This is a genomic window from Pseudoalteromonas sp. SCSIO 43201 (assembly GCF_023716725.1).
GTDB lineage: Bacteria > Pseudomonadota > Gammaproteobacteria > Enterobacterales > Alteromonadaceae > Pseudoalteromonas > Pseudoalteromonas peptidolytica.
On record NZ_CP072683.1, the window covers coordinates 482,127 to 508,890 of the forward strand.

The 26,764-nt window shown below is 40.6% G+C and carries 24 protein-coding genes; 17 read left to right on the forward strand and 7 right to left on the reverse strand.

The window, feature by feature from the left end:
- Positions 1–12 precede the first annotated feature (12 nt).
- From J8Z24_RS02075 to J8Z24_RS02105, 7 genes are all read left to right on the forward strand, one after another.
- Positions 13–618 (forward strand): type IV pilus inner membrane component PilO, encoded by a 606-nt coding sequence (locus J8Z24_RS02075; RefSeq protein ID WP_125252294.1) that lies wholly within the window; start codon positions 13–15, stop codon positions 616–618.
- On the forward strand, positions 615–1,157 hold the full coding sequence (locus J8Z24_RS02080) for a pilus assembly protein PilP (protein WP_125252293.1): 543 nt from the start codon (positions 615–617) through the stop codon (positions 1,155–1,157). The genes J8Z24_RS02075 and J8Z24_RS02080 overlap by 4 nt, the downstream gene beginning before the upstream one ends.
- The gene (locus tag J8Z24_RS02085; protein ID WP_252095180.1) at positions 1,147–3,213 is read left to right on the forward strand and encodes a type IV pilus secretin PilQ; all 2,067 of its coding nucleotides are present in this window, start codon (positions 1,147–1,149) and stop codon (positions 3,211–3,213) included. Before J8Z24_RS02080 ends, J8Z24_RS02085 begins: the two co-directional genes overlap by 11 nt.
- Before the next feature lie 149 nt (positions 3,214–3,362).
- The gene (gene aroK / locus J8Z24_RS02090; protein WP_010607062.1) at positions 3,363–3,881 is read left to right on the forward strand and encodes a shikimate kinase AroK; all 519 of its coding nucleotides are present in this window, start codon (positions 3,363–3,365) and stop codon (positions 3,879–3,881) included.
- Between the two features lie 25 nt (positions 3,882–3,906).
- Positions 3,907–4,977: a 3-dehydroquinate synthase gene (aroB, locus tag J8Z24_RS02095; RefSeq protein ID WP_176032447.1), complete on the forward strand. Its 1,071-nt coding sequence runs from the start codon at positions 3,907–3,909 to the stop codon at positions 4,975–4,977.
- Positions 4,978–6,360, forward strand: coding sequence for an AAA family ATPase (locus J8Z24_RS02100; protein ID WP_252095181.1), 1,383 nt, complete (start codon positions 4,978–4,980; stop codon positions 6,358–6,360).
- A 47-nt stretch (positions 6,361–6,407) separates the two neighbouring features.
- Positions 6,408–7,247: a Dam family site-specific DNA-(adenine-N6)-methyltransferase gene (locus J8Z24_RS02105; protein WP_125252289.1), complete on the forward strand. Its 840-nt coding sequence runs from the start codon at positions 6,408–6,410 to the stop codon at positions 7,245–7,247.
- 9 nt (positions 7,248–7,256) lie between these two features.
- Here J8Z24_RS02105 and J8Z24_RS02110 read toward each other — a convergent pair whose 3' ends face one another.
- The gene (locus tag J8Z24_RS02110) at positions 7,257–7,451 is read right to left on the reverse strand and encodes a DUF2970 domain-containing protein (protein WP_125252288.1); all 195 of its coding nucleotides are present in this window, start codon (positions 7,449–7,451) and stop codon (positions 7,257–7,259) included.
- A gap of 28 nt (positions 7,452–7,479) precedes the next feature.
- Positions 7,480–7,782 carry a hypothetical protein gene (locus J8Z24_RS02115; RefSeq protein WP_176032446.1) on the reverse strand — a complete coding sequence of 101 codons (303 nt, stop codon included), beginning with the start codon at positions 7,780–7,782 and terminating at the stop codon, positions 7,480–7,482.
- Between the two features lie 137 nt (positions 7,783–7,919).
- Here J8Z24_RS02115 and rpe point away from each other — a divergent pair, with 137 nt between their 5' ends.
- From rpe to J8Z24_RS02150, 7 genes are all read left to right on the forward strand, one after another.
- Entirely contained in the window at positions 7,920–8,591 is a 672-nt protein-coding gene (rpe, locus tag J8Z24_RS02120) for a ribulose-phosphate 3-epimerase (protein WP_125252286.1), read from the forward strand.
- The gene (locus tag J8Z24_RS02125) at positions 8,591–9,256 is read left to right on the forward strand and encodes an HAD-IA family hydrolase (protein ID WP_125252285.1); all 666 of its coding nucleotides are present in this window, start codon (positions 8,591–8,593) and stop codon (positions 9,254–9,256) included. The genes rpe and J8Z24_RS02125 overlap by 1 nt, the downstream gene beginning before the upstream one ends.
- A 25-nt stretch (positions 9,257–9,281) precedes the next feature.
- Entirely contained in the window at positions 9,282–10,286 is a 1,005-nt protein-coding gene (gene trpS, locus J8Z24_RS02130; protein WP_252095182.1) for a tryptophan--tRNA ligase, read from the forward strand.
- Positions 10,287–11,375: 1,089 nt separating this feature from the next.
- Complete coding sequence (locus tag J8Z24_RS02135) at positions 11,376–12,230, forward strand: hypothetical protein (protein ID WP_125252283.1); 855 nt, start codon at positions 11,376–11,378, stop codon at positions 12,228–12,230.
- A 71-nt stretch (positions 12,231–12,301) separates the two neighbouring features.
- Complete coding sequence (locus tag J8Z24_RS02140; RefSeq protein WP_252095183.1) at positions 12,302–13,570, forward strand: efflux RND transporter periplasmic adaptor subunit; 1,269 nt, start codon at positions 12,302–12,304, stop codon at positions 13,568–13,570.
- Position 13,571: 1 nt separating this feature from the next.
- The gene (locus J8Z24_RS02145) at positions 13,572–16,688 is read left to right on the forward strand and encodes an efflux RND transporter permease subunit (protein ID WP_252095184.1); all 3,117 of its coding nucleotides are present in this window, start codon (positions 13,572–13,574) and stop codon (positions 16,686–16,688) included.
- Complete coding sequence (locus J8Z24_RS02150; RefSeq protein WP_125252281.1) at positions 16,689–17,579, forward strand: EamA family transporter; 891 nt, start codon at positions 16,689–16,691, stop codon at positions 17,577–17,579.
- A gap of 507 nt (positions 17,580–18,086) precedes the next feature.
- Here J8Z24_RS02150 and J8Z24_RS02155 read toward each other — a convergent pair.
- From J8Z24_RS02155 to J8Z24_RS02165, 3 genes are read right to left on the reverse strand one after another with little or no spacing between them, the layout of a single operon-like run.
- Positions 18,087–19,733: a class I adenylate-forming enzyme family protein gene (locus J8Z24_RS02155; protein ID WP_176032444.1), complete on the reverse strand. Its 1,647-nt coding sequence runs from the start codon at positions 19,731–19,733 to the stop codon at positions 18,087–18,089.
- Positions 19,734–19,743: 10 nt separating this feature from the next.
- Positions 19,744–20,577, reverse strand: a complete 834-nt coding sequence (locus tag J8Z24_RS02160; protein WP_125252279.1) for a class I fructose-bisphosphate aldolase — start codon at positions 20,575–20,577, stop codon at positions 19,744–19,746.
- Between the two features lie 29 nt (positions 20,578–20,606).
- On the reverse strand, positions 20,607–21,896 hold the full coding sequence (locus tag J8Z24_RS02165) for a 3-dehydroquinate synthase II domain-containing protein (protein WP_147389386.1): 1,290 nt from the start codon (positions 21,894–21,896) through the stop codon (positions 20,607–20,609).
- Positions 21,897–22,268: 372 nt separating this feature from the next.
- Between J8Z24_RS02165 and J8Z24_RS02170 the strand changes: the two genes are divergently transcribed.
- The gene (locus tag J8Z24_RS02170) at positions 22,269–23,165 is read left to right on the forward strand and encodes a LysR family transcriptional regulator (RefSeq protein ID WP_125252277.1); all 897 of its coding nucleotides are present in this window, start codon (positions 22,269–22,271) and stop codon (positions 23,163–23,165) included.
- Positions 23,166–23,306: 141 nt separating this feature from the next.
- On the opposite strand, the gene J8Z24_RS02175 is transcribed toward J8Z24_RS02170, so the two are convergent.
- Positions 23,307–24,677, reverse strand: coding sequence for an aspartate kinase (locus J8Z24_RS02175; protein ID WP_252095185.1), 1,371 nt, complete (start codon positions 24,675–24,677; stop codon positions 23,307–23,309).
- Between the two features lie 10 nt (positions 24,678–24,687).
- The gene (locus tag J8Z24_RS02180; RefSeq protein ID WP_125252275.1) at positions 24,688–25,137 is read right to left on the reverse strand and encodes a carboxymuconolactone decarboxylase family protein; all 450 of its coding nucleotides are present in this window, start codon (positions 25,135–25,137) and stop codon (positions 24,688–24,690) included.
- Between the two features lie 318 nt (positions 25,138–25,455).
- On the opposite strand from J8Z24_RS02180, the gene J8Z24_RS02185 reads away from it, so the two are divergent.
- Positions 25,456–26,298: an SGNH/GDSL hydrolase family protein gene (locus tag J8Z24_RS02185; RefSeq protein ID WP_147389388.1), complete on the forward strand. Its 843-nt coding sequence runs from the start codon at positions 25,456–25,458 to the stop codon at positions 26,296–26,298.
- Between the two features lie 9 nt (positions 26,299–26,307).
- The gene (locus tag J8Z24_RS02190) at positions 26,308–26,760 is read left to right on the forward strand and encodes a GNAT family N-acetyltransferase (protein WP_252095186.1); all 453 of its coding nucleotides are present in this window, start codon (positions 26,308–26,310) and stop codon (positions 26,758–26,760) included.
- The last annotated feature ends 4 nt before the right edge of the window (positions 26,761–26,764 follow it).

The following is a 26,764-nucleotide window of genomic DNA, read 5'->3' on the forward strand; positions in this document are numbered from 1 at the left end:
GAGGGTAAGTAGATGAGCTTTGACTTAAATAGTTTAAAAGAAATAGATTGGAATGAATTAGAGCTTGATAATATCGGTCACTGGCCGTTTCCTGTTAAAGTTTTATGTTCTATTTTGGTGGTCATTTTGATGATCATTCTAGGGTATAACTTGATGGTCTCAAGCTCCATTGATCGATATGAACAAGCGCTGAAAAAAGAGCAAGAGCTTAGAACGAGTTATCGTATCAAGTATGCAAGAGCAAATAACTTAGAGTTATATAAACAGCAAATGATTGATATGGAGGCGCAATTTACTGAGTTGTTAAGACGCTTACCAAGTTCAAATGAAACCCCAGGATTACTTGACGATTTAACTTATGTTGGCACTTCTAGCGGTTTAACGTTTTTAAAAATCGGCTGGATGCCTGAAATACGTAAAGAGTTTTACACCGAATTACCAATTAAATTAGAAGTTATTGGTAAATACCATGAGTTTGGCGAATTTGTCAGTAAAGTGTCAGAATTACCTCGAATTGTTAGCTTACATGACTTTAGAATTGAGAATGCTGGCAATGGGGAGCTGGTTTTTAGCGTAGTGGCTAAGACGTACCGCTATGAACAAGGAGGCCAGAGATGATCCGACTGTTGCTCTGTACATTGTCGGTGTTGTTCATGTCAGGATGCAACGATAGCACTGCTGAACAAAAGGAGTTTATCGACCAAGTTAAGGCCAGCTCGATACCAAAGATAGAGCCTATTCCTGAAATGCAAAACTACGAGCCTTTTAAATATAGTGCATCTCAATTACGTAGCCCATTTGTAGCGCCGCAACCAGAAGTGATTGAGAACAAGATGGTTCAGGTCAAAAACTGTTTACATCCAGATCCTGATAGAAATAGATACCCACTAGAAAAGTATCCTTTAGACAATTTAAGAATGAAAGGGATAATTGCAAAAGAGAATGGTCGTTGGGCGCTAATCGAAGCGGCAACACAAGGCTTATATAGAATACAGCGCGGTGAATATATGGGACTTTACCATGGTAAAGTGCTCAGTGTACAAGCGGATCATTTAGAGCTGTTAGAATTAATTCCTGATGGAACGGGATGTTGGAAAGAACGACTAACCAAAGTGGAAATGTTAGAGGCAGAACAAGGTGGCTCGAGTGAATACTAACAATAATCAAAGAACATTAACGTATAGAGGCACTCGAACGATAATTCAGTCAGTGCTAGGAGCTGCATTTGTTTGCCTGTCATCAATTGCTCAGGCTATTCCAATGTTATATGACATTCGCTATAACCCGGTTCCAACGGGGGAAACTCAGCTTCAGCTGGTATTTGATGAAAAGCTGAGCGGTGAACCGAGTGTGAGTGTTAATGGTGAAAACACAAGTCTTGAACTGTTCTTTCAGCAAGCTGAATTTGAAGAAAGCTTAAAGATGCTGGAAATTAACAAAGCAGGTATCAAAGGTATCACCAGTCAACTGCGTGATGGCGGATTTACTGTTGCGATTAATATGGACGAACTCAAGCTCTACAAGACGGAAGTGAAAAATAATTTGGTGATTGTAGAGGTTTCTGGTCAACCTATTGTTTCAGAGCAAGATCAAAGCGAAAAAGTAACCTCTTTTATCAATCAAATTCAAGCGATTGACTTTCGCCGTGGTGAACAAGGCGAAGGTAAAATTTTAGCTTTTCTTGAACATAATCAAGCCGCTATTGATGTCCAAGAGCGTGGTGGCAAAATTATCGCTGATTTCCATCATATTGATATTGCAGAGGATCTGTTATACGAACTAGATGTATTAGACTTCGGTACTGTGGTGTCGCGCATTGAGACTTTCAAAGAAGAGAATAAAAGCCGCATCGTCATTGAACCAAATGCGGCATTTAAGTTCTCATATCAGCAGCTTGATAATATCTTTACATTGGCCGTAGAAAAAGATGAAGGTAACAAAACGTTTGGAGATCAGAAAGAGTATAAAGGTCAACCTATTACTTTGAATTTTCAAGATATTCCTATTCGTTCTGTGCTACAAATTATCGCCGATACTAATAACTTTAACTTAGTCACCAGTGATACTGTTTCTGGGAACATCACACTGCGCTTAGATGGGGTACCATGGGACCAGGCGCTTGATGTGGTGTTGCGGGTAAAAGGGTTAGATAAACGCATGGACGGCTCGATCTTAATGGTGGCACCATCGGAAGAGCTAGCTGCGAGAGAGGCGAAAGAGTTACAAGCACGTCAGCAAGTTGAAGAGCTGGAGCCATTATATAGCGAATATATTCAGCTCAATTACGCAAAAGCGGAAGAATTTGCTGATTTGCTGAAAACCGACATTAACTCTATTATTAGCCATCGAGGCAGTGTCTCTGTGGATAAGCGTACCAACACCCTATTGATAAAAGACACATCGCGTAGTATTGAAAGCATCCGCCGTATGGTTGAAACTCTGGATGTACCTGTGAAGCAAGTGCGGATTGAATCGCGAATGGTGACGGTGGATGATACCGTACAAGAAGATTTAGGCGTACGTTGGGGGTTCAGCGATCAGCAAGGGAGTGATGCTATCTCCGGTACACTCGAAGGGGCCAACTCACTTTCTAATGGCATTATTCCTTCGTTAGATAACCGCCTAAATGTAAACTTGGGGGTTAAGGGGGTACCTGCAGGTAGTATCGGTATGCATATCGCAAAGCTTGCTGATGGCACCTTGATTGATTTAGAGCTGTCAGCCCTAGAACAAGAAAATAAAGGTGAGATAATCGCAACCCCAAGCATTACAACGGCGAACCAGAAAAAAGCGCGGATTGAGCAGGGAACAGAAATACCCTATGTGGAGGCATCTTCTAGTGGAGCGACCACGGTTAGCTTTAAAAAAGCGGTACTCAGCTTAGAGGTAACACCACAAATTACCCCTGACAACAAAATAATTCTCGACTTAGTGATTACACAAGATACTAAAGGTGATACTGTGCAGACGCCAAATGGCCCAGCAACAGCAATCAATACCCAAGAGATCCAAACACAAGTTCTGGTTGAAAATGGTCAAACTATCGTTCTTGGTGGTATTTATCAGCAAGAGGTAAAAACAGCAGTAAGTAAGATCCCGGTGTTGGGCGATATTCCATATTTAGGTCTATTGTTTAAGAATTCTCGTGATATTAACGAGAAGCGGGAACTGTTGATATTTGTAACACCTAAGATCATTCAAGACAGTTTATAGGCCCGTAACAATAAAAGTATTGCGCTTTTTGCGCAGTTTGACTTGAAATTGTTCACGGATTACTGAGATAATCCCCTCCTTAATTTTGGGGCCAGGTCGTTAGGCGGGGTTTTATTTCAAATTTTAGAGTTCGTTTGTACTAAAAAGATATGGCTGAGAAACGTAATATATTTCTAGTAGGCCCGATGGGGGCTGGTAAAAGCACGATTGGTCGTCACATTGCAGATCAATTACACCTTGAATTTTTCGATTCAGATCAGGAGATAGAGCGTCGTACTGGTGCAGATATTTCTTGGGTTTTTGATATCGAAGGTGAAGAAGGGTTCCGCAAGCGTGAAGAAAGCGTCATCTCTGATCTGACAGAAATGCAAGGCATTGTGTTAGCGACAGGTGGCGGTTCAGTGATCAGCAAAGAAGTGCGCAACAAATTGTCTGCGCGTGGTATTGTTGTTTACCTAGAAACGCCAATCGAAAAACAGGTAGCTCGTACTCAGCGTGATAAGCGTCGTCCATTACTACAAACCAGTGAAGACTCACGTGACGTACTAGAGCGCTTAGCCGATGAGCGTGAACCACTTTATAGAGAAGTGGCCGATCACGTTGTTCGAACGGATGAGCAAAGCGCGAAAGTAGTTGCAAACCAAATTATTGAAAAGTTAGATTTCTAATTAAAACACCGTAGGAGGGGAAGCCATGCTTGAATTAAAGGTTGATTTAAACGAGCGCAGCTACCCCATCTTTATTGGTGAACACCTCTTATCTGACGAAGTGCGACTTAAGCAATATGTCGGTCAAAATCGTCCTGTTATTATCACTAACTCTACTGTTGCTCCTATATATTTGGACAAGCTACTTGGTGTTTTTGATACACAATCTCCGCTGCACTTCATTATTCCGGATGGCGAGCAGTTTAAATCGCTTGAGTGGTTTGAAAAGATTTCCGCTTTTTTACTCGAGCACAATTGTGGACGAGATACGTGTTTAATTGCACTCGGTGGTGGTGTCGTTGGTGATTTAACGGGCTTTGTTGCCGCTTGTTATCAACGTGGAGTCGCGTTTATACAAATACCAACGACGTTATTATCACAAGTCGACTCTTCTGTCGGTGGCAAAACAGCAGTAAACCATCCTCTTGGTAAAAATATGATTGGCGCTTTCTATCAGCCAAAAGCTGTTTTTATTGATACCAAGACGTTATCTACTTTGCCTGCAAGAGAATTTGCTGCGGGTATGGCTGAAGTCATCAAATATGCGTTGATTTACGATGCTGCGTTCCTTGATACGTTAGCTGCGCAGCATAGCCAGTTAAACGCATTGGATACAGAAACCCTACAGCAAGTGATTTATAAATGCTGTGCAATAAAAGCTGAAATTGTAGCCAAAGATGAAACAGAGGCAGGGCTTCGCGCATTACTAAACTTAGGTCATACCTTCGGTCATGCGATTGAAGCGCAAATGGGTTATGGAAAATGGTTACATGGCGAAGCGGTTGCTGCAGGCATGATGATAGCTTCACGATTGGCATGTCGACGAGACTGGTTGAACAGTGAAGAGGTAGAAAAAATCGCTCAGGTCATTGCCTTATATCAGTTGCCAATAGAGCCACCAAGCGAAATGACCGCAGAGCAGTTTTTACTCCACATGCGTAAAGATAAGAAGAATAAACAAGGTAAAATTCGCTTTATACTGCCAACACAGCTGGGACAATGCGCTTTGGTTGATGACGTAAGCGATGAAGATGTGGTCACTCTGATAGGGCGTTAAATGCAGTCGCAAATTTTACCAAGCAGATCTGCGTTGGTAGATAGAATTGCTATGCAGTTCGATTATGGGCAAAACCTGATAACCTTAGTCGGGTCGTCTGGTCTTGGCAAAAGCTATCTTGCTGAGTCATTTCTTACTGATAAATATCCAGAGTTTAATAAAGCTTTTGTAAAACTCTCTGCCAATACCAAAGAGTTTGATGTTATACATCAGCTACTTGAGCATAGTTTTCGCAGTCCTCTTATCGATCAAAAACTTTCTCTTAGCGAAAACTTTATGTTGCTTCATGACGAGCAGCCTTGTGGGCCATGCTTATGGGTTTTAGACAATGCTCGGCATTTGACTGAAGAGTTGGCGCTACAGTTACAAAAACTAGCAACAACAGCCCGAGAAACTATTTATATTTTAGCGACAGCACAGCAACCACAACTCCTTCCAGGTAGCCTAGACATTCATATAGAGCCACTTTCATTATTTGAGAGTAAGCGCCTGATGACGATGTTTTACAAAGATCTTCCACCTGATGAAGATCCTATTTTCAACACCTTTGTAGCAGAAGCACGGGGTAACCCCAGTATTTTGTTATCGTGGCAACCGGAATCGCAGCGTTTGGATCTACGTGAGACGGGGTCAAAAGATCGCGTAAAAACACAGTGGCAGTGGTATATCATCGCACTATGCTTAGTGTTGACAGCTTCTATGGTCGCTTTGGTCTATCAACAAGAAATAAAGCAATATTGGGCACCGACGCAAACGAACACGCAAAGCGTCGCAACAGCGCTCAATGCACAATCTGTTTTTGAACCGTCGAATACGTCTCAAAAGGAAAGTGAAGTGCCAGGCACGACATTACAGGAGCAACCACCGGCTGCCCTTAATACTGATGAAGGGGAAATCGCTGCCGTTGGGAGTATATTGTCGGCGTTAATGGAAGCTGAGAAGAAAGAGAAAAAAATGCTACACAATGAGGCGCAAGTTAACCAAAGTATGGAGCCTCAAGATGATGAGCTCAAGGTTGGCACCTCTGAAAATACCACCGCTATTGTTAGTGCTGAGCGCCAACCGGTAGCATCTGAGCCTATTTCAGGTAATGAATGGTATAGCAATCGAACGGATGAAGAGTGGGTCATACAACTACTTGCAGTGACTGAGGTTGGGATAGCCGCTGCATTCATGGCGGAGCATAATGATGTGGTTATGCGGCAGTTTTCAGTGATAAGAAATGGGCGAACTTGGTTTGTTGTTACATCAGATGTGTATCCTAATTTAGACATGGCAAAGCAAGCGAAGGCTGAATTGCCCGAAGCATTGCGTAAAGGGCAGCCGTTTTTTAAAAGAGTCAGTAAAATTAAGCAAGAAATTGCTCAGTCTCTCGGTAATTAGCCACATTTAGTGTAAAATCGCGCAACCACTCACGACATAGAACGAGCATGCAACAAAAGACTAGAGCCTTCTTAAAATGGGCAGGCGGAAAATACAGCTTAGTAGAAGATATTTCTAAGCGCTTACAATTAGCCAGTTATGAAGCTGATACACTAGTTGAGCCTTTTGTTGGAGCGGGATCTGTTTTTTTGAATACGCAGTTTAAACACTATGTACTCAACGACATTAACGCAGATCTGATTAATCTCTATAAAGAGTTAAAGCGAATTCCTGATGAGTTTATTGCTGATGCTAAACGTTTATTTGTCGACCTAAATAATCATCCAGATGCGTATTACGCCTATCGTCAACAGTTCAACGAAAGCATTGATGTATATGAGCGTGCAATCTTATTTTTGTATATGAATCGCCATGGCTATAATGGTTTGTGCCGCTATAACCTTAAAGGTATTTTTAACGTGCCCTTTGGTAAGTATAAAAAACCTTATTTTCCAGAGCATGAACTATACGTGTTTGCTGAGAAGGCGCAGCGTGCGACTTTTACTTGTAAGAGCTACAGTCAAGTATTTGAGAATATACCCAAAAATGCGGTAGTGTATTGTGATCCCCCGTATGTTCCATTGAGTAAGACGGCTTCTTTTACGAGTTACGCAAAAGGTGGATTTAATTTGGACGATCAGGCTGAGCTTGCAAACTTAGCGGAAACTGCGGCTTTTGAGCAGCAAACGCCTGTGCTCATATCAAATCATGATACAGTGTGGACTCGGAAGATTTATAATCAGGCCAGTTTAGATGTGATTAAAGTAAAACGAACCATTAGCCCCAAAGGCAATGGGCGTAATAAGGTCAACGAGCTAATGGCGCTGTATCACCAACCAAAAAAATAAGCCGGTCAGCTAGGCTAAAACCACGCCATTAACAAACCAAATAAGACCTACCACAAACAAAAAGACAAACAAAACACCAGCCAAAGCAAATGGCCAAAAGCGCTTTTTACTAAAGTCATACTCTTGTTTTTGGCCACTCTGCACACCAAACATTGCTGCGCATACACTTTGGACTAGTGCGAGTTTATTAGTAGAAGAAGCCATAGTGTTTACCTCTCAGACCAATGGTCGATTAATAAGGAGATGAAACTTTACTACTGCTTTGATTGTCCTTAGAACCAATTAATAGCTCTAACAGATCTAAGTAATGAAATTGACCATTGGCACTGCCACCTGTCAGCCACGCAGCCCAACTTGTATGTGCTTCACGTTGACACTCTGAAGTACTAACACGTTGGCTTAAACTATTTGAATTACATACACATGCGTTGTAGTTGGTGGCAAACTCTTGGCTATTATCAAAAGAAAGTACCCCTGCTGATACGGCGAGCACTGCCGACAGCAGAGCAATCCGTGCTTTATATCTAGAAACCATAACCCTATCCCCAGAAAATAGATATTGGATAATAATACACAATGTTCGTTTATTGCACAATCTTAAAAGGTCGTAATTCGCAGACTTTCTAGCCAATTTACGGTACAGTATCGGGGTCTTACGTTTAGGGGTAAAGTATGTCTGATTTTTTAATTGCACCGTCGATTCTATCCGCAGATTTTGCAAGGCTTGGAGAGGATGTTGAAAAGGTATTGGCAGCAGGCGCTGATGTTGTCCATTTTGATGTGATGGATAACCACTATGTACCTAACTTAACTTTTGGTCCAATGATTTGTGAGGCACTGAGAAATTACGGTGTGACTGCGCCAATTGATGTGCACTTGATGATTAAACCTGTCGACAGTTTGATCCCTGAGTTTGCCAAAGCAGGTGCAAGTATTATCACTTTTCATCCTGAAGCAAGTGATCATATTGATCGCAGCCTAGCATTGATCAAAGAATCTGGATGTAAAGCGGGCTTGGTGTTTAACCCAGGTACGCCGCTTCATTATCTCGATCATGTTATGGATAAAATAGATCAGATCTTATTGATGTCGGTAAATCCAGGTTTTGGTGGGCAAAGCTTTATCCCGCACACGCTAGAAAAGTTAAAAGAAGCGAGGGCACGTATCGAGTCTTCTGGTCGTGATATTCGTCTTGAAGTTGATGGTGGCATTAAAGTCGATAACATTGCTGAGGTTGCGGCTGCAGGTGCTGACATGTTTGTTGCTGGTTCTGCGATTTTTAACCAGCCCGACTATAAAGCCGTTATCGATGCAATGCGTCAAGAACTGGCAAAGGTAAAATAATGCGTTTTGAGGGGATTCTATTTGATCTCGATGGCACACTAGTTGATAGCGTCGAGGATATGTACATGGCGCTCAATTTAACGCTTTCTGAGCTTGCCCATCCTATTGTTAGCCATGCGCTGGTTCGTGAATGGGTCGGCAATGGTATCGATATGTTGGTAAAAAGAGGTCTCAGCGGTAGTAATGAGGTCAGTGAAAACTTATCGGAAAGTTTGGTGCACACCGCCGTTGAGCGTTTTAAAGTACACTATGATGAATTAGTGGGTCAGTATGCTGGATTATATCCACATGTTGAAACGGGACTATCTGCATTTGCGAATGTGCCAAAAGCCGTAGTGACCAATAAAAACCGCGCATTTACATTAAAACTGCTGGATAAATTAAACCTCACATCGCACTTTACTTGTATTGTGTGTGGTGATGATACAGACAAAAAGCCCTCACCAGCACCACTAATGCTGGCAGCAGAACGCTTAGGGATACCGACAGATAAGTTGATTATGGTAGGCGATTCCAAAAGCGATATTTTAGCGGCACAGGGTGCCAACATACCTGTGATTGCGCTTAATTATGGGTATAATCAAGGATTCGATTTGAAAGAGTTCAATCCACAGTACCTTTGTGATGGATTCTTAGATATTATTCCCATTATCAATCAACGTTAATTCAATGAAAAAATAAAGGAACGACATGAGTAAACCTGTAGTATTAAGTGGTATTCAGCCAACCGGTGGTATGACAATAGGCAATTACGTAGGTGCCATAAACCAGTGGCTTAAACTACAAAATGACCATGATTGTCACTTTATGCTAGTTGATTTACATGCTATTACTGTGCGTCAAGACCCTGCTCAATTACGCGAGCGTGTACTTGATGGTGTTGCGCTTTATACCGCATGTGGAATAGATCCAGATAAATCAGCGCTGTTCGTACAGTCACAGGTACCAGAGCATGCGCAGTTGGGTTGGGTGTTAAACTGCTATGCCCAGATGGGCGAGTTAAACCGTATGACGCAGTTTAAAGATAAGTCAGCAAAACACTCAAACAACGTTAATGTAGGATTATTTGCATATCCTGTTCTACAAGCGGCAGATATTTTATTGTATCAAGCTGATCAAGTGCCTGTGGGCGAGGATCAAAAGCAACATCTTGAACTGACACGTGATATTGCGACGCGCTTTAATAACCTATACGGTGATGTGTTTAAGGTACCTGAACCTTATATTCCTGAGGTTGGCGCGCGAGTGATGAGCCTGCAAGATCCGTTGAAAAAGATGTCAAAATCGGACGATAATCCAAACGCTTTTGTGATGCTGCTTGATGAGCCGAAAAAAATTGAGAAAAAGCTGAAAAAGGCTGTCACCGATTCTGATGAACAAGCGCGTATCTACTTTGATCGTGCTGAAAAGCCGGGTGTATCTAATTTATTAACTTTGCTGAGTGTTGCAACGAAACGTTCTGTTGAGGAATTAGTGCCGGAGTACGAAGACAAAATGTATGGACACTTGAAAAAAGATACAGCAGAAGCCGTTGTTAATATGCTAAACCCAATACAAGCCCGCTTTAAAGAAATCCGTGAAGATCGTGCTTTGTTGGACGAAATTATGCGTAAAGGTGCTGAGAAAGCAGGCGCTCGTGCAGAGCAAACGTTAAAAGCGGTATATAACGCGGTCGGGTTTATTCCAAGAGGCTAAACCTATTTTCACAATGGTGTGATTGGTATTGAGAGAAGCTAGGGTCTGCTTAATGTAGGGCTTACTGTACATGAGGGTACAATTCTACTGCAATACCAATCATATACTACCTTGTATGCTTAGTGCATTTACATTTACTATATTTAATCAATACTTTTTTGTTGTTTTTGTTGTTTTTGTTGTTTTTGTTGTTTTTGTTGTTTTTGTTGTTTTTGTTGTTTTAGTTGTAGGGGTGCTTGCGGCTAACAATGAAATAGTAAACTTACCCTCATCAAGAATTATTCTAAAAAAATACATAAAATCACCTGTAAAGGACTAAATCCTTAATTTCCCATTAACTTTTGATTTGTATTAACAATTAAAATAATTTGAAATTTTGTATTTTTAATAATGTCTATTAGCAATAAGTCTTATATAAATTTATGGTTTTTATATAGTGATAATCTTATCCTTTCAGTTATAAAACTTTATATTACATAGCTATTTTTATTCTTTTATACAATAAAAATATATCAACAAGTTCTTATCCTTTTCTATCAGGCTATGGCTAAAGAAGTTCGCTATACTCTATGGCCGACAATACGAAATCCCCAAAGTGCACTTACAGCATAGCTCCTCTTGCTTTTTCAATTGATATTCACGTGCAGCCACTCTATCAAATTAATAAAAACTCAAAAAGCAAATAATAATTATTACTAATTGAGACTTGTTTAGTCTTTTTTAGAAAGCGCTGTATAACCTGAGAAATAAATACTCTGGATTAATAAAGTATTCCAAATTTTACCTCATGTACCAGAAATATTTCACTATGTACTACTTTTGGTACATCACTGAGAGGGATATGAATAATTTGCTATCTACAACGTGAGGAAATTTTAAAAAGTGCTAATAAAGTCTTAAGAATGACTCTTAAAGTTAATAGAGTAAGGTGGTCATTTATGTCGGATTTCATAAGTAATTCAATATTTAAATAGATAAATTTTCTCCGTTAAGAATGAATAATAGCTAACAAAAATTAGTTTTTTATTTACATGGCGTGGTTTTTGCTGCGGCGAGGTTGGTTTTAACCAAAAATAAGGAAAATTCAGAATGAATTTAAAATCTCTAGCATTAATCGGACTAATCTCAACTTCTGCTTCAGCAGCAACTCAGTTAGTCGAAAATAAATATCCAGTAACAAACCCTGAAGTATTCGGGAAGCAAGTCTTCGATGATGGCATGCATACTCTACGAGTATATGGTGAAGTGATGCACCTTGGTGGTGGTACTGTTAATACATGGATTTCTCTCGCAGCAGGTGGATACTATAAAATTGGTATGACTTTCTCACCAGAAATTCTTGATATTAATAATCTGCCTACTGAAGCGACGCACCATGATGCTTACTTAGACTTTCCTCGTCTAGCTGGAAGCCCATTCAAGCATTCTTATTTCTCATGGAATCCAGCGGGTCACGCGCCAACCAACATCTATGACATTGCACACTTTGATATTCACTTATCATTCTTTGAAAAAGAAGAGTTAGCGGCTATTCAGTTTGCAGATCCGGAAGGTCAAATTCTGCCTCCAGCAGAATACATGCCACCAACATCAATTGCGCAAACTTTCCCTGACGGCAGCTATATCAACGTGCCAAGTCAAGGTGTTCACTGGTATTACGAAGATACACCTGAATACAACGGTGGCGTATTTACAGAAACTATGTTGTGGGGTTCGTACAACGGCAAGCTTAGCTTTGTTGAGCCAATGATCACGTTCGACACAATTATGACTGAAACGTTCTTTGAAAAAGAGATCGATATGCCATTGTGTGTAGAAGCTACAGGCTTCTATCCAAAAGTGTACGGTTGGCAGCATAAGCAAAATGCGGAAGGACAAACATACATTGACGTGTATATGAAGGACTTCGTATTTATGCGTGCTAACGCACCTGGTTGTAGATAATAGGTGTAAAGGTGGCCGTTAGGTCACCTATTTTCACTTCAATGTTCCATCTTGATTAAAGTGCAGTTTTTATGAACAAAATATTCCATTGGATAGTCGTGATCTTAGTATTTATTTTAATAATGAGTACTTCATTCTTAGTTTATGCTTTTTATTCCGATACTTCAGATATTGATGAGACACTATCTACTCCAAAAGTTGCTAATAACGTTGTAACAAAGCAACCCGTGTATATCTGTCCGATGCACAGTCACATAATAAAAAACCATCAAGGTGAATGCCCGGTATGCGGCATGAAGCTAGAAGCTGTAACTCATCAACACGCAGAGGCTGATGCAAAAGCTGAAATTACCCTCTCAGGTTTAATGCAAGCCAATGTTTCTCTCTCTACCTCCAGTGTAGAACGTTCCACACTATGGAAATATATCGAGACACTTGGTCAGGTGGATTATGACCGCAATCGTGTACTTGACCTACACACTAAAGCGAAAGGTTGGATTGAAACTTTAGCAGTAAACACAGCGGGGGAGAGAGTTTCCAAAGGACAGTTGCTGTATAAAATCTATTCGCCCGATTTAGTGGCTGCTCAGGATTATTATCTCGGTATTTTTAATAGTACCCGAATGAATAAGAAGCTACTTGAGCGCGCGTATTCTCGTCTGCTTTTATTGGGGATCACTGAAGATATAATCAAAGAAATAGAAAAGCTTGGTGACTCTATCGATATTTTACCGTTTTATGCGCCTTTTGACGGTGTCGTTTCTTCAATGAATATGCAAGAAGGCTCTTACGTTATCCCAGAACAAAAAATGATGACACTCTCTGATGCCTCAAATGTATGGGTAGTCGCTAATGTCTACGAACATCAAATCGACTGGGTGCGCTCAGGCAAGTGGGCAGAGGTTGATATACCTGCGTTAGGTATCGAAAAGCTAGAAGCTAAAATTGAGCACATCTATCCTGAATTAGACCCTGTTACTCGAACGCTGCGTGTGCATCTCTCGTTGGATAACGCCGAAAATATTATCAAAAAAAATATGATAGCGAATGTTCGTATCTATGGCGGTGGTAAAAAAGACGCAATCCATGTTCCTGAAAGTGCAGTGATCCGAACTGAGCATGAAAATAGAGTCATAGTTAAAGAAGGTGATAATCGTTTCATTCCCAAAGTCGTTAAAGTTGGCATTAGTACCCAAGGAAGAGTAGAGATATTACATGGGTTACAAGAGGGAGAAAAAGTCGTTACCTCAGGACAGTTTTTAATTGACTCGGAGTCTAGTATCAAAGAAGCCATATTACAAATGGCTCAAAGAGACGATTTAAGTAGTAACGAGAACTAACATGTTAGCGCAAATAATAATTCAAAGTTTAAAAAATAAATTTCTTGTTATGCTGGTGTTTTTGGGGCTGGGCTTAATGGGCTTTCGTGCACTAGATAAAATCCCATTGGACGCAATCCCTGACCTTACTGATGTTCAAGTCATCATTAAAACTTCTTATCCAGGTCAAGCTTCCGAAATTGTTGAGCAACAAGTGACTTATCCACTGTCAACTTGGTTACTGTCTGTGGCTAAAGTGAAGGCTGTGAGAGGATGGTCATTCTTCGGTGACTCCTATGTCTATGTGATCTTTGAAGATGGAACGGATCCTTATTGGGCAAGAACACGGGTACAGGAATATTTAAGCCGTGCAGAAACCATTTTACCTGACGCTGCAAAACCTAGTATGGGGCCTGATGCTTCAGGTGTAGGTTGGATCTTTCAATATGTACTAAAAGACACAACAAACTCTCGTGATCTTAGTGAAATGAGAGAGTTGCAAGATTGGTTTTTAAAATTTGAACTGCAATCTGTGCCTGGTGTAAGTGAAGTTGCCACCGTTGGTGGCATGGAAAAAACCTATCAAGTTGTGCTTGATCCACTTAAATTGATGCAATATGGGCTCACCATAGCGCAAGTAAGAAGTGCAATTCATAATGCCAACAGTGAGCAGGGTGGCTCTGTGATGGAGGTCGCTGAGGCGGAATACATGATCCGCGGCCGAGGATATTTAAGCACATTAGATGATTTCGATAACATTGCATTGGGCATTGTAAATGATGAAGGTATGCCGCTGACTTTGAAGCATGTGGCCACGATAAAAACAGGCCCACAGTTGCGTAGAGGAATTGCAGATCTTAACGGGCTAGGGGAAGTGGTTGGTGGTATTGTTATCATGCGAGATGGTGAAAATGCCTTAACGACTATCAATCATGTAAAAGCAAAGATTGCACAGTTAAGCTCAGCGTTACCTGATGGCGTTGAGTTTGAAGTGGTGTATGACAGAAGTAAGTTAATCACAGCCTCGGTCGATAATTTACAATCCAAAATACTTATAGAAATGGCTGTAGTCGCGGTTGTTTGTTTTGCCTTTTTACTACACATCCGCTCGACCTTAGTAGTGGTGCTGTCTATTCCCTTTTCGTTATTAATTGGCTTTTTAGCGATGCAGTGGTCAGGATTAAATGCAAATATCATGAGCCTTGGCGGGATCGCGATTGCCGTAGGTGCCTTGGTCGATTCGGCCATTGTGATGGTTGAAAATGTGAATAGACATCTACTAAATCATCAAAAGCGTACAGGCATACAACCTTCAAATCGAGAGAAATACAAAATAATTGAAACCGCAGCGACAGAAGTCGGGCCTGTTTTATTTATTTCACTGCTGATTATTACAATTGGTTTTTTTCCGGTGTTTGCCTTAGAAGGTCAAGAAGGGAAGCTATTTACGCCATTGGCACTGACGAAAACATTTGTGATGGCAGCTACCGCATTGCTCAGCGTCACTTTAGTGCCGGTATTAATGAGCTTGTTGATCAAAGGGCAGATCCCAGATGAAACTCGCAATCCACTGAATGCCATACTGATCCGCGGTTATACGCCGTTTATTAATTTTGCTTTGGCATCTCCCAAGCTTGTGATGTTTATTGGCGGAGTAGTAGCAGTATCAATGGTATATCCATTGATGAAAATGGATAGCGAATTTATGCCTGATCTATACGAAGGAGACTTGCTGTATATGCCCTCGACATTACCAGGGGTATCTATCGCCGAAGCGGGATCTATCTTACAAAAAACAGATCAACTGATAAAAACTGTCCCTGAGGTTGAGTCTGTTTTCGGTAAAGTTGGCCGTGCAGATACCGCAACCGATCCTGCACCACTCACTATGCTAGAAACGACAATTCAATTAAAACCTGTAGAGCAATGGCGTGCAGGTATGACACTTGAAAAGATCATTGCAGAGCTGGAGAGCAAAGTTAAGTTGCCTGGCGTGACAAACACTTGGGTACAACCGATTAAAACTAGAATTGATATGTTGTCTACTGGCGTGAAAACTCAGCTTGGTATAAAAATATCCGGTGAGAGTCTGACCGAGCTTACCGCGCTTGGTGAGCAGATAGAAGGGCTACTCAATCAGCTTGAAAGCACAGGATCTGTGTATGCAGAACGTACTCAATCTGGCAGGTATATAGATATTGAGCCAAATAGAGTCGAAGCTGCGAAATATGGCTTAATGATCTCAGATATTCAAGATGTCGTTAAATTTGCCTTAGGAGGCGCGAATATTTCAGAAGTAGTCGATGGACGCACGCGTTTTCCAATTAATCTGAGATACCCAAGAGTCTATAGAGATAATATAGATGCCTTAGAAACGGTGCCATTTCTGACTCCAACTGGGGCTTGGGTGACTCTCGGGCAGGTTGCAAGCATTGAGGTCAAAGACGGACCTGCGGTAATAAAAAGTGAAAATGGCTTAATGAGCGCATGGGTGTTTATTTCTGTTACCCCGGACGTTGCTATTAGCGATTATGTCGATGAAGCAAGTGCTCTATTGGCAAGTAACATTGATTTACCTGAACGTTATACATACACGTTTACAGGCCAATACGAGCACATTGAACGACTAGAGAAAAAGTTACTAGAAGTTATCCCTCTGACGGTATTGGTTATCTTCGTGTTGCTTTACATTGCGTTTCGTTCGAGCGCGCAGGCTTTGCTGGTGCTCTGTACATTGCCTATCGCAATTTCAGGTGCACTTTGGTTTGTTTACTTTTGTGGTTATCCAATATCTGGCGCGGTCGTTGTCGGAATGATTGCACTAGGCGGTGTTGCAGCTGAGTTTGGTGTGGTGATCACCTTGTATTTAAATCAGGCTCGCGCAGAGCAAAGTAACCTGGTTGAAGCTGTTAGAGAAGGTGCATTATTGCGCATACGGCCAAAAGCGATGACTGTTTTCACTATTGTTGCAGGGTTGATCCCCATTATGTTTAGTATGGGAAGTGGGGATCAAATTATGCAGAAAATTGCTGCGCCAATGATAGGTGGAATGTTGGTCAGCCCAATCATGTCTATGTTGGTTATTCCTGCGGGATACCTAGTTTTATATAGATATAAACAAAGGAAATTGGAGGAATAAATGAAACTAAAAGACTTTGCATTGGCCATTCTCGTCACTGCGATTTGGGGCTGGAACTTTTCCATTATTAAGTTGGGACTAGATACTTTAGACCCGTTCATGCTGGCAGGACTGAGGTTTTTATTTTGTGCTATCCCATTGATTTTTTTCATTGAAAGACCGAATACCTCAATAAAGGCCATTGCTTTTTATGGGCTGTTATTTGGCACCGGCGTTTGGGGAATGGTGAATCTAGGGGTTTACCTTGGCGTCTCGGCAGGTGTTGCTTCATTGTTGTTACAGTTTAGTGCTTTCTTTACGGTCTTCTTTGGGATGATCTTTTTTAAAGAAAAAGTTGGATTACAACAATGGATAGGTTTCTCGTTAGCAATGCTAGGTTTGCTGTTGGTATTAAACTTGACCGATGGCAGTGTTTCATACCTTGGTGTCGCTTTTGTGTTACTGGGTGCGCTGTGTTGGGCGTTAACGAATGTAGTGGTGAAGCAAGTGAAACCGAACAATGTGTTTTCATTTGTAGTGTGGGCGTGTCTGTTTTCTGCTTTCCCGCTATTTTTGTTAGGTTATTTTGTCAATGGTGCAGAGGCAATGCTATTAATGACCAAAAATATCAATAGCATGGCGCTATTTTCTATTTTCTTCCAAATATATCCAGCCACGCTGTTTAGCTTCTGGATCTGGAGTTCATTAATGAAACAATATCCTATTTCTACGGTTGCACCGATCTCTTTGGTTGTACCTTTATTTGGATTGATGGGGTCAATGGTGATCTTTAATGAAGAGATAAATGCGGAAAAGATCATCGCATTTGCCTTGATCTTGACAGGATTGATCGTTGGACTATTCGGTAACAAGTTTTATCGCATGTTGGTGCCAGCACCAAAACAAGCATAAGCTTCACAAGAAGCTTTCACACTATGAAAAACCTTTGAAACAGTATGCTAGGCAGCTTAAATAAGGTTTTCAAGCTACCTTTTAAAAGCCATTGATCCGATAAGCATCAATGGCTTTTTAGTTTTTATTAATTCGTACTTTATCGTTGCTGGCGCGAATGACCCCGTACTCGCGTAGTCTTCACTCGATAAAAGTGGGTATCGGATAATCATGAGCATGCGCTGAGTTTAATTGGCTGTGTAACTCCCCCAAAAATGAAACGGTTCATAAGTAGAATTTTCTATTACCTAATATAAGAAAGAGCCGGGAATTCAACTCCGAAGTACACCCCCGTTAAAGTTGGCTGTCTGAGAGTATCAATTATCCGATGCTCAGGTTTTATAGGTGTAGGTACTTTAGTGAATGTAGGGCGCGGGTAACTTTGATGGATTAAAGGCTGATATTATAAGCGAAAAAGCCACAGCAAAGAGTAGGCTTTGTTGTGGCTTCAGCAGTTAGAACTTAAAATTAAATAAAGACTTTTATTTCACTTTGGTCGTCATGACGAAGTACACGTTTAAGTACTTTGCCAGTTACCCCTTCTGGCGCATAGGCATTAGCGTTGGATACCACAGAGATACTGTTGAGTGATATCACGTTGTGCGCTTGTAACCAGGCATTTATTTGGGCTAACAAATCATACAAGTATGATTCTTGCGTATTTTCAGTGACCAAATCAACTCGGATTGCGACCTTAGTTGCTTGTTTGTCATCTAAGTATGTATAGATTGAGCAGTCAAAGATCTCATCAAAACGTTTGAGGATCAGCTCTTCTGTTAATAAGCTATACAGTGTTCCATCTTGGGTTTCAATTTTGTCGGTGATCCTATCTAAATGATAGAAATAACCAAGTGTATCCTTACGCACCAGATCGCCCGTGATCCAGTAGCCATTGACACGTGATTTCTCACTGATCAACGAGCTATTCCAATATCCAGGTGTAAGCGAAGGAGATTTAATACCAAGCCGGCCAACTTGACCTGCTGGAAGTAAATTACCATCATCATCCAATACCTGTGCATCAACCCAAGGTTGTGGCTTACCAACGCAACGATCATAGTCGCGCTTACCGCGGTAATGATTTACGGTGAAAAGGGAAGATCCCATTTCTGATGAACCCAAGCCGTCAATGTAAACAGAGCCTGGCTTTCGCTCTGCATTGTTAAAGTGGCTGCCCCATTCAGTTAAATGCTTTACATGTCTCTCATGTGCGGCATCTCCTGTACTACGCCAGTAATTAACGCTTTGTAGCAACTCAGGGTTGGGCTCATCTCTTACTAGTTCAACGAAAATCTTTGGAAATGCAACAACAAAGTTTGGCTTAAAGCTATCAATTTGCGCCGCTAAGCTCTTTGGTGATTTATCGCTCAGTACCAAAGTTGGACAACCGCGCATGCTGGCTTCCATTAGGTATGCCAATCCCGAATTATGGGAGTGTGGCAACGCCGTTAAGTAACGGTCCAAATTGTCGATTGGATTACCCAACCTGAATCGAATACCATGAAAATATGGCTTATGTGCAGCGATAACAGCCTTTGGAATACCGGTCGTACCTGAGGTATGAGTTAGGAGTACAGGATCTAACGCATTGTGTACAAAAGGATAAACCGTAGGCAATTGTGTTGTCGCTTTTTGTTTGACTACTTCATCAATGATGAAAAACTGAATATCATCATGTTTATCAACAGCTGTGAGCTCTGATAATCGATTCTCAGTAGTTAACACAAGTTTTGCTTCAATATGTTGAATGTATTGAATGGCAATACTTGGTGCAAGCTTACTGTTGATCAGTGCTGGAACCGCACCTAAGCTTGATAGCGCAATAAACTGGATGAAATAGTCTATCGTATCATCAATAAATACCGCAATTACATCTTTAGCAGTAACCCCTTGTGCATGATAAAAAGCAGACCACTGCTTTGCAGTATTAAGCAAACTCTGATGTGAGAAGCTAAAAATTTGCGTATTATCAAAACCAATAATTGGTCGCTCTAAAAAGATATAATCATGATCTTTATAGCTGTTTTCTCGCAGTAAATAGTGCAGGAAATTACCTGCACCTAACTGATCATTTTGAAGTAATTTGCAAAGTTCAAAAGGATCTATTTGGCTCATTGATTACTCCTTAACCGGCATAACTAACAGACTCTTGCTCATCCACAACGCTCATAGATGGTTGTGAAGCGCAAGGAGTGTTACGCAATACTTTTGCGAGGCGAGAGAGTAAAAAGTCTTTGTTATCGCTTTGGAATACACCTCTACCAATACATAGACCTTTCGCACCATATTCCATCGCTGATTGTGCCTTATGCAATAGAATATTTTCGTCACCTTTCTCGCCGCCGGCAAAAAATATTGGTGTGCCATCGTCAGAAGCACTCAGAAGATCAGGAAGGTACTCATCTTTCTCAGGAAAGCCAATTTTGAGTGCATCACTACCAAGCTCAACACCCATGCGGATAAATGAGCGCATGCGATCAACAGCCTCAAGACCTTGAGCATTTGCTTTGTCATATACCATGCTTAGCAAAGGGATCCCAAGGGCGTGTGCTTTATCAGCAACAGCGCCGAGTAATCGCGTATTATGTGCAGCGTTGCTTTCGGTAAAGTTAACCTGGATTGATACCGCATCTGCTCCCAATTGAACCGCATAGGCCAAATCAGTAACTAGTTGCTTAGTATCAGCATCCTCAAATAGGCTATTCATACCATTCAAGTGAACCATCACTCCCGTTGAGGAGGGGATTGCATCCGCTAAGATTAGCTTCTCAATCATCCCTTTATGCGCGATGATTGCACTAATATTTGCATTGCTTACCCAGCTTTGAATTGCTTGAGTAGACTCAATTCCTTTGATAGGACCTACAGTAAGGCCGTGATCAATGGGCACAATAAGCCCCGCAGATTGCTCTGGATAGAGCAGTCTGCTTAAACGTAACTTTCTTCCAAAATAACTCATATTGACTAATCCTTTGAGTTGAGCTGTGATTACTTCTCTATGATGTTTTCATCTATTTTGATACCAACGTGACGACCAACTTCAGTGGTGTAGCCCAGTACTTTGTCACCAGCTTTTAGTTCAGAAATGTTCAGTGGTTTAGCATCTGCAGAGAAGATACGAACATGCCAGTCATCCTGCATGATGACGTTCACTTGTTCACCATTAGGGAACTCGACTTCAATGATACGTAGTGGGCGTTTTTCGATTTTTACACGACCTACAGGTGCTGTTCTTACGCGACCTTTAGAATTTACTAGCATGACATTAGAGCCTGCTTTTAGCTCTGACATGTAATCTGTTCTGTCGTTGGTGTTATAGACATAGCTGTGTACGGCACCAGCATTAACTCTAAATGGACGTAGCTCCATATATGGTAGGAAGTAAACTTCAGGACAACATAAAATACCGCCTTGAGATGTTGAGCCAACTAACATACCTTCATCATCATCAAATAACGTACCAGTGTCGATACATGCGCGGTAACCCATACCTACCGGGTAGCTTGCTTTTACAGTACCAACTTGGATAGGTAGATTATCTTGCTCACGATGTTCAATACGAGAGATAAACTCGTCTAAATACGAGTGTTCTTCAGGTGAGTAAATAACACCTTCTGCACCGTATTCCATTACACCTAATGTAACAATTGCGTCATCAACATCTCTTGGCGATGAGATTTGCTTCATTAGAATAGTGTTGGTTTTTTGCAAAGATGCGATCACAAGTTCGAGTGGAATATTCGTTGGATCTTTAAATAGGATACTTAAATAATCTGCCTTTAAACCATCATATACTGAACTGTGTAGGCTATCGTTGTCATCTACATAACAGTGATAACATACTGAAAAACCCTCTTCTTTTAGAGGTAGAATCATCTGGTTATCAGTGTAGCTAACGACCAATCTTTTTGACTTATCTTCTTTAAACTGTTTACAAAGCTTGCTCTTCTTAAATTGCTCAAGCTCTTTTTTATCAGATAGCTTTAAGATAACTAACATTCTGTTAGGAATGTACTTAATTAAATTCTCGATATTATTTAAATAAGTAATAATACCTGAATACTGTAAATTAATTATTCTTGCAAACATGTCGTCATCCGGAGACTGTTGCTTTAGATTTTTTGTATCAAACCAGATGATAGGTCCATTCAGCTCGGCTCTTTTATCATTTTTACCTTCGCCGATATTGCTTAATTTAATCGCATTACGGCGATTAATATTTTCAGCTGTTTCATACTGTTCAGTTACCTGTTCATCTTTTTTGACGGTAGCTTCCATTTTCTTGTCCTTAAATTATTGAGTAGTTGATTTGGTCGACATAGGTAGAGCAAGAAACGAACCATAATAAAACTTCTTTTAAATCATGCGCTTGATTGTTCGTCTAATAGGGGCGGGATAGAAAAAAGTACATGGTGTATTTTTTTTGTTACTGATCTATTAGATAATTTACAATGTAACATATTGTTAAAGGTTTTTAGTTGATTTAGCAGTCTGGATGGTTGCTTATATATGTAAATGTTGTGTTTCTTTTGTTTTTAAGTGGTATATGTATTTAGTGTTTTACATATATGTATACAAATGTATTGTTTTTGTTTTGTTTGAAGTGGTGTATCTTCCTCAATTAGGAATGGATAACAACAGGTGGTAGTAATGCTGAAAAAGGTATCGACATTTTTAAAAGTCGTAGAGTGTGGAAGTTTTAGTAAAGCAGCCGATGTATTAGGAGTTAGCCCTTCATCTATTTCACGTCAGATCAGTCAACTTGAGGATCAAGTAAAAGGTAAACTACTTAAAAGGACTGCAAGGTCTATCGCATTAACAGAAGTAGGGAGAGAGTATTATAAACAGGCTGCTAAAATCATTCAGGACATTGAAAGTTTAAATTCAATAGGTCAATCTCAGTGTTCTGAGGTTGAGGGTACGCTTAATATATCAGTATTTGAATCATTCGGTCTCAAGTATATCGCTCCATTATTACCTAAGTTTTTACAACAGCATCCTAATTTATCTGTGGAGTTAGACCTGAGTAATGATGTCGTCGATTTATATCGAGAACGTTTTGATGTAGGTATTCGTTTGGGCGTGCCAAAAGACTCTCGTCTTGTTGTTAGGCCGTTGCTCAAAAATAATATGGTGTTGTGTGCATCACCTGAATACCTAAAACAGCACGGTACCATTAAACATCCTAACGAGTTGACGCTACACAATTGTTTGTCACTATGTCGCAATGGTAAGGGCGTAAAATGGAGTTTTTGCCATGAAGGAGAAAAAATTAATGTTGATGTAAAAGGAAACCTTATTTCTGCTGGTGGCCAGGTGTTAATTGAAGCGGCTAAGCAGGGGCTTGGGTATGTTCTATTGCCTGAATGGGCATTACTAAAAGATTTACAAAGTGGTAATTTAGTTCAGTGTTTAGATAACTGGGAAGCGGATATTGGTCGAACACAAATTTATGTGTTTTATTTAAAAGATAATTTTACTCAAAATAATATTCAGGCGTTTTTTAATTTCCTCAAACAAGAATTACCAAGTCAATTTATCATTTAACCTGCTAACCTATTACACATAAATTTGACGTAGTAGTTAGGGATCACCGTCGCTAGAGAGCAAGTTATTATCTTTAGTTCAGGTTATTTAATCTACACCACATATTGGAAGCAGGAGCAATTGCCCCTGCTTTTATGGCTACTATAGCTGAGTCACGCTTTCTGTGGCGATAGCCAGATGCAGCTCTTGTAGCAATGCCAACAAGTGTTGAGGTTCGACGACAAAGCTCATCACGCTCTCATGACCAAGGCCAAAGGTTCTAATCACTGGGTGCTCATCAAGCAAGTTAGTTACGTAGGTGGTAAAGCGGCTGGCTTGATTTAATTGACTACCCACGATAGAAGCTAAAGATAAGTCTTGCTCACATTGGATCAAAATATCTTCAAAACCGTTAGAGATCAGGTATTGATCAATTTCATTGAGGCGTGCTTCGTCCATATTTTGGGTGATCAACACAATGCTATTTGCATGTAACTCGCAGACTTGAAAATGAAGTCCCAATTGTGTGATCAATGCAAGTAGTAATTGGATCCGTGTTAGCTCTGCAAGACCGCTTTGATTGATCGTTAACAATGATACATTATTCAAATAAGTGACAGAGTATGCACCTGTTGGTTCATTGATATTATGGATCAACGTATGCTTCCCTGAGGGTTTAAAAGTAGAAGCTACTTTAATAGGAATACATCCTTGCATTGCCGGTTCAATAGACTTTCTGTGAAGCACTTTTGCTCCCAAGTTTGCCAGCATAGCAGTAGCACGATAGCTCAACTCCTCAATCGCAAACGTATCAGCAATAATACGCGGATCTCCTGAATATACACCTTCGACATCAGTCCAAATTTGTAACTCTGTTGCTTGGCTTGCTTGGGCGATGATTGCTGCACTAAAATCACTGCCGCCACGACCCAAAGTAACGAGTTCGTCAGTCTCGATGTGTTTTGCAATAAATCCCTGAGTAACGATAAGTTGCTCTGAAGGAAGTAACTCAAGTTGTTGCTGACAAGCTTGAGTGCACAATGCAATATCGACTTGATAGTCATCATACTCATCACCGCTAACAGAAATGAGTTCTAACGCACTGCGCTCTTGATTTTGCAAGCGACAGCTGGCAAAAATCATTGAGACTAGCTTTGAGGAAATGATTTCGCCCATCGAAATAATCGTGTGATAGTCGCTGTTATTTCGAGTGTGAAAGAAGCGGGAGGCTTTCCTTACCAATTGTTCAAGCCATATTGAGATCGCTTCATTACATACCTGTTGCAGTGGTAAGCCGTACATTGGTAGTGTGAAGTTTTCATAAAATTGGGTGATCTCAGAATGGATCAAGCTGATGTGCTCTAAAGAACGAGAACGGGTCAAAGCAACCAGTTTTTCAGTGATCCCTGCTTGGGCACTGACTACAACCACTTTCACTGATTTATCATTTTTGACTATATTGGCGCACTGCAAAATAGATTCAAAAGAAGCTACACTTGTTCCGCCGAATTTCGCAACCTTTAAAGCACTCATGGAATTATCCTTATACGTTATATGTTCCTGCAACAGTTCCAATTGACAATACCAAGCGGTTCCAGCTATTGATACCGATCACAGCCAAGCTTAGCTCACCAATTTCACTGTTTGAGAAATAGGCTCTGACTTCTTCATACACGTGGTTTGGTACCTGTTCTGTTGAGATGTTAGTGAGCGTTTCTGTCCATAATAAAACCGCACGCTCTTTCTCATCAAAGTAAGGCGTTTCTCTCCAATTTTGCACATTGATTAATTCATGAACATCAAGCCCATCTTTTTGCGCATTTTTGAAGTGCATATCAACACAAAATGCACAACCGTTAATCTGCGAAGCATACAATTTGATCAGGTGTAGTAATTTCTTATCAATTGAGCTTGACTGGATATTCTGCTCCATATTCATAAGAGAATTGAAGACAAACTCAGGCATATCTTTATAAGTCATTCTTTCTTTCACGGTTGTTCTCCTTACATTTAGTATGTTAACCAGAATGAACAAGGCAAAATTTAAGCCAAGGTTAATTTGTTTTTTTAATATTATGATATTTATAGCTTTTTTGTTGGTTTTTGCTGGGAGGCATGGTTCCAGCATGGAGAAAGATGAAATTATGTTTTGCTCTGAGTACCCAATGTAATCAATCTAGTACTTCGCGCCACTGAATAGCTAAGTGAAAGTTTAAAAATCCATAGTTATCAATGCGTTGGATGTTTGGCATGGAATTTGGTTATTACCCTGTAACACGAGAGGATTTGAATTTTATTTGAGGGTGTGGCCATGTCACAAGACGATTTAGAAAAAGCGAAAAGGATTATACGATTTTTTCATCCGGAAAAACGTTTCAGTTTTATGTCGGGTGCGAATGATCCTGCGGTATTAGCAGCAATGTTTGGTGTACCCCAAGACACCTACCTTGCGATCCGAAACGAGTTTGAACTTAACGTCAACCTTGCTGCGCGAGAGCTGCTTAATGAACCTGATTACCTAAAAAGCATTCAACAGATCCCGCTTGTAGATAATGCCACTATTGCAGTGATCGGTGATAGTTTGACGGATGATTATCAATCTTGGTTTGAAATCTTGCAAAAAAGTTTTCAGATTGCCCGTCCTGAAGCCAATATCACTTGGGTAAACACGGCATTGTCTGGTGATACCACAATGCAGCTATTTTCAACATTAACTCAAATAGAAGCGGTAAAACCTGATTACCTATTTTGCTTGATTGGTACCAACGATGGCCGAGTTCATGGTGATGGCAAAAAGTCATGCACTGGATTTAGAGAGGTGATTGATAACCTGTCTGAAATCGCTACGCGTGCTGAATCTTGTGTGCAAAAAGAGTTTATCTGGATCACTCCTGTAGGTGTTCAAGAAGATTGGATCAAAGAAGATTGGCTACTGAATAAGTTTAACGCTTCTTGGAGTCATCAACAGATCTTACAAACCGCTGAGCTGATCCGTACTCGCCCAGAAAAACACATCGATATTACCGAGATTTTTGCAGGTGAAAGGCGTGACGCCATGTTCCTTGAAGATGGCTTACATTGGAGCCTACAAGGACAGAAATCGGTAGCTAGAAGTGTTGTCACAGGTTTCCATCGCATTTTGATGCAGCGCTAAGGAGTGCCCGTGAGTATTAACATAAAAGTAGCTAGCCTCGAAGACAATGCCCAAGTTGCAAACTTGTTTGATTTATATCGTCAGTTTTATAAACAAGATAGCGATCTAGATGGTGCTGCGAGCTTTATTTATCAGCGTTTGATGAAAAAAGACTCAACTATTTTTCTCGCAACGTCAGAGGAAAGCGAACTGGGATTCCTACAGGTTTATCCAACATTTTCTTCCATTTCAATGGCTAATGTATGGCTTATTAATGATCTGTATGTATGCAGTCGTGCTCGAGGCCAGGGAGTTGCAAAACAGTTATTGCAGCAATGTGTTGAACAAGCTGAGCAACTGCAAGTTAAGTTAATTCGCATCTCAACTGAGTTTAGCAATACCGCAGCGGCGCAGCTATACGAGCAATTTGGCTTCGAAAAAGATACTCGCTTTCAACATTATAACTATTTCTTAAAAGGATAATGAG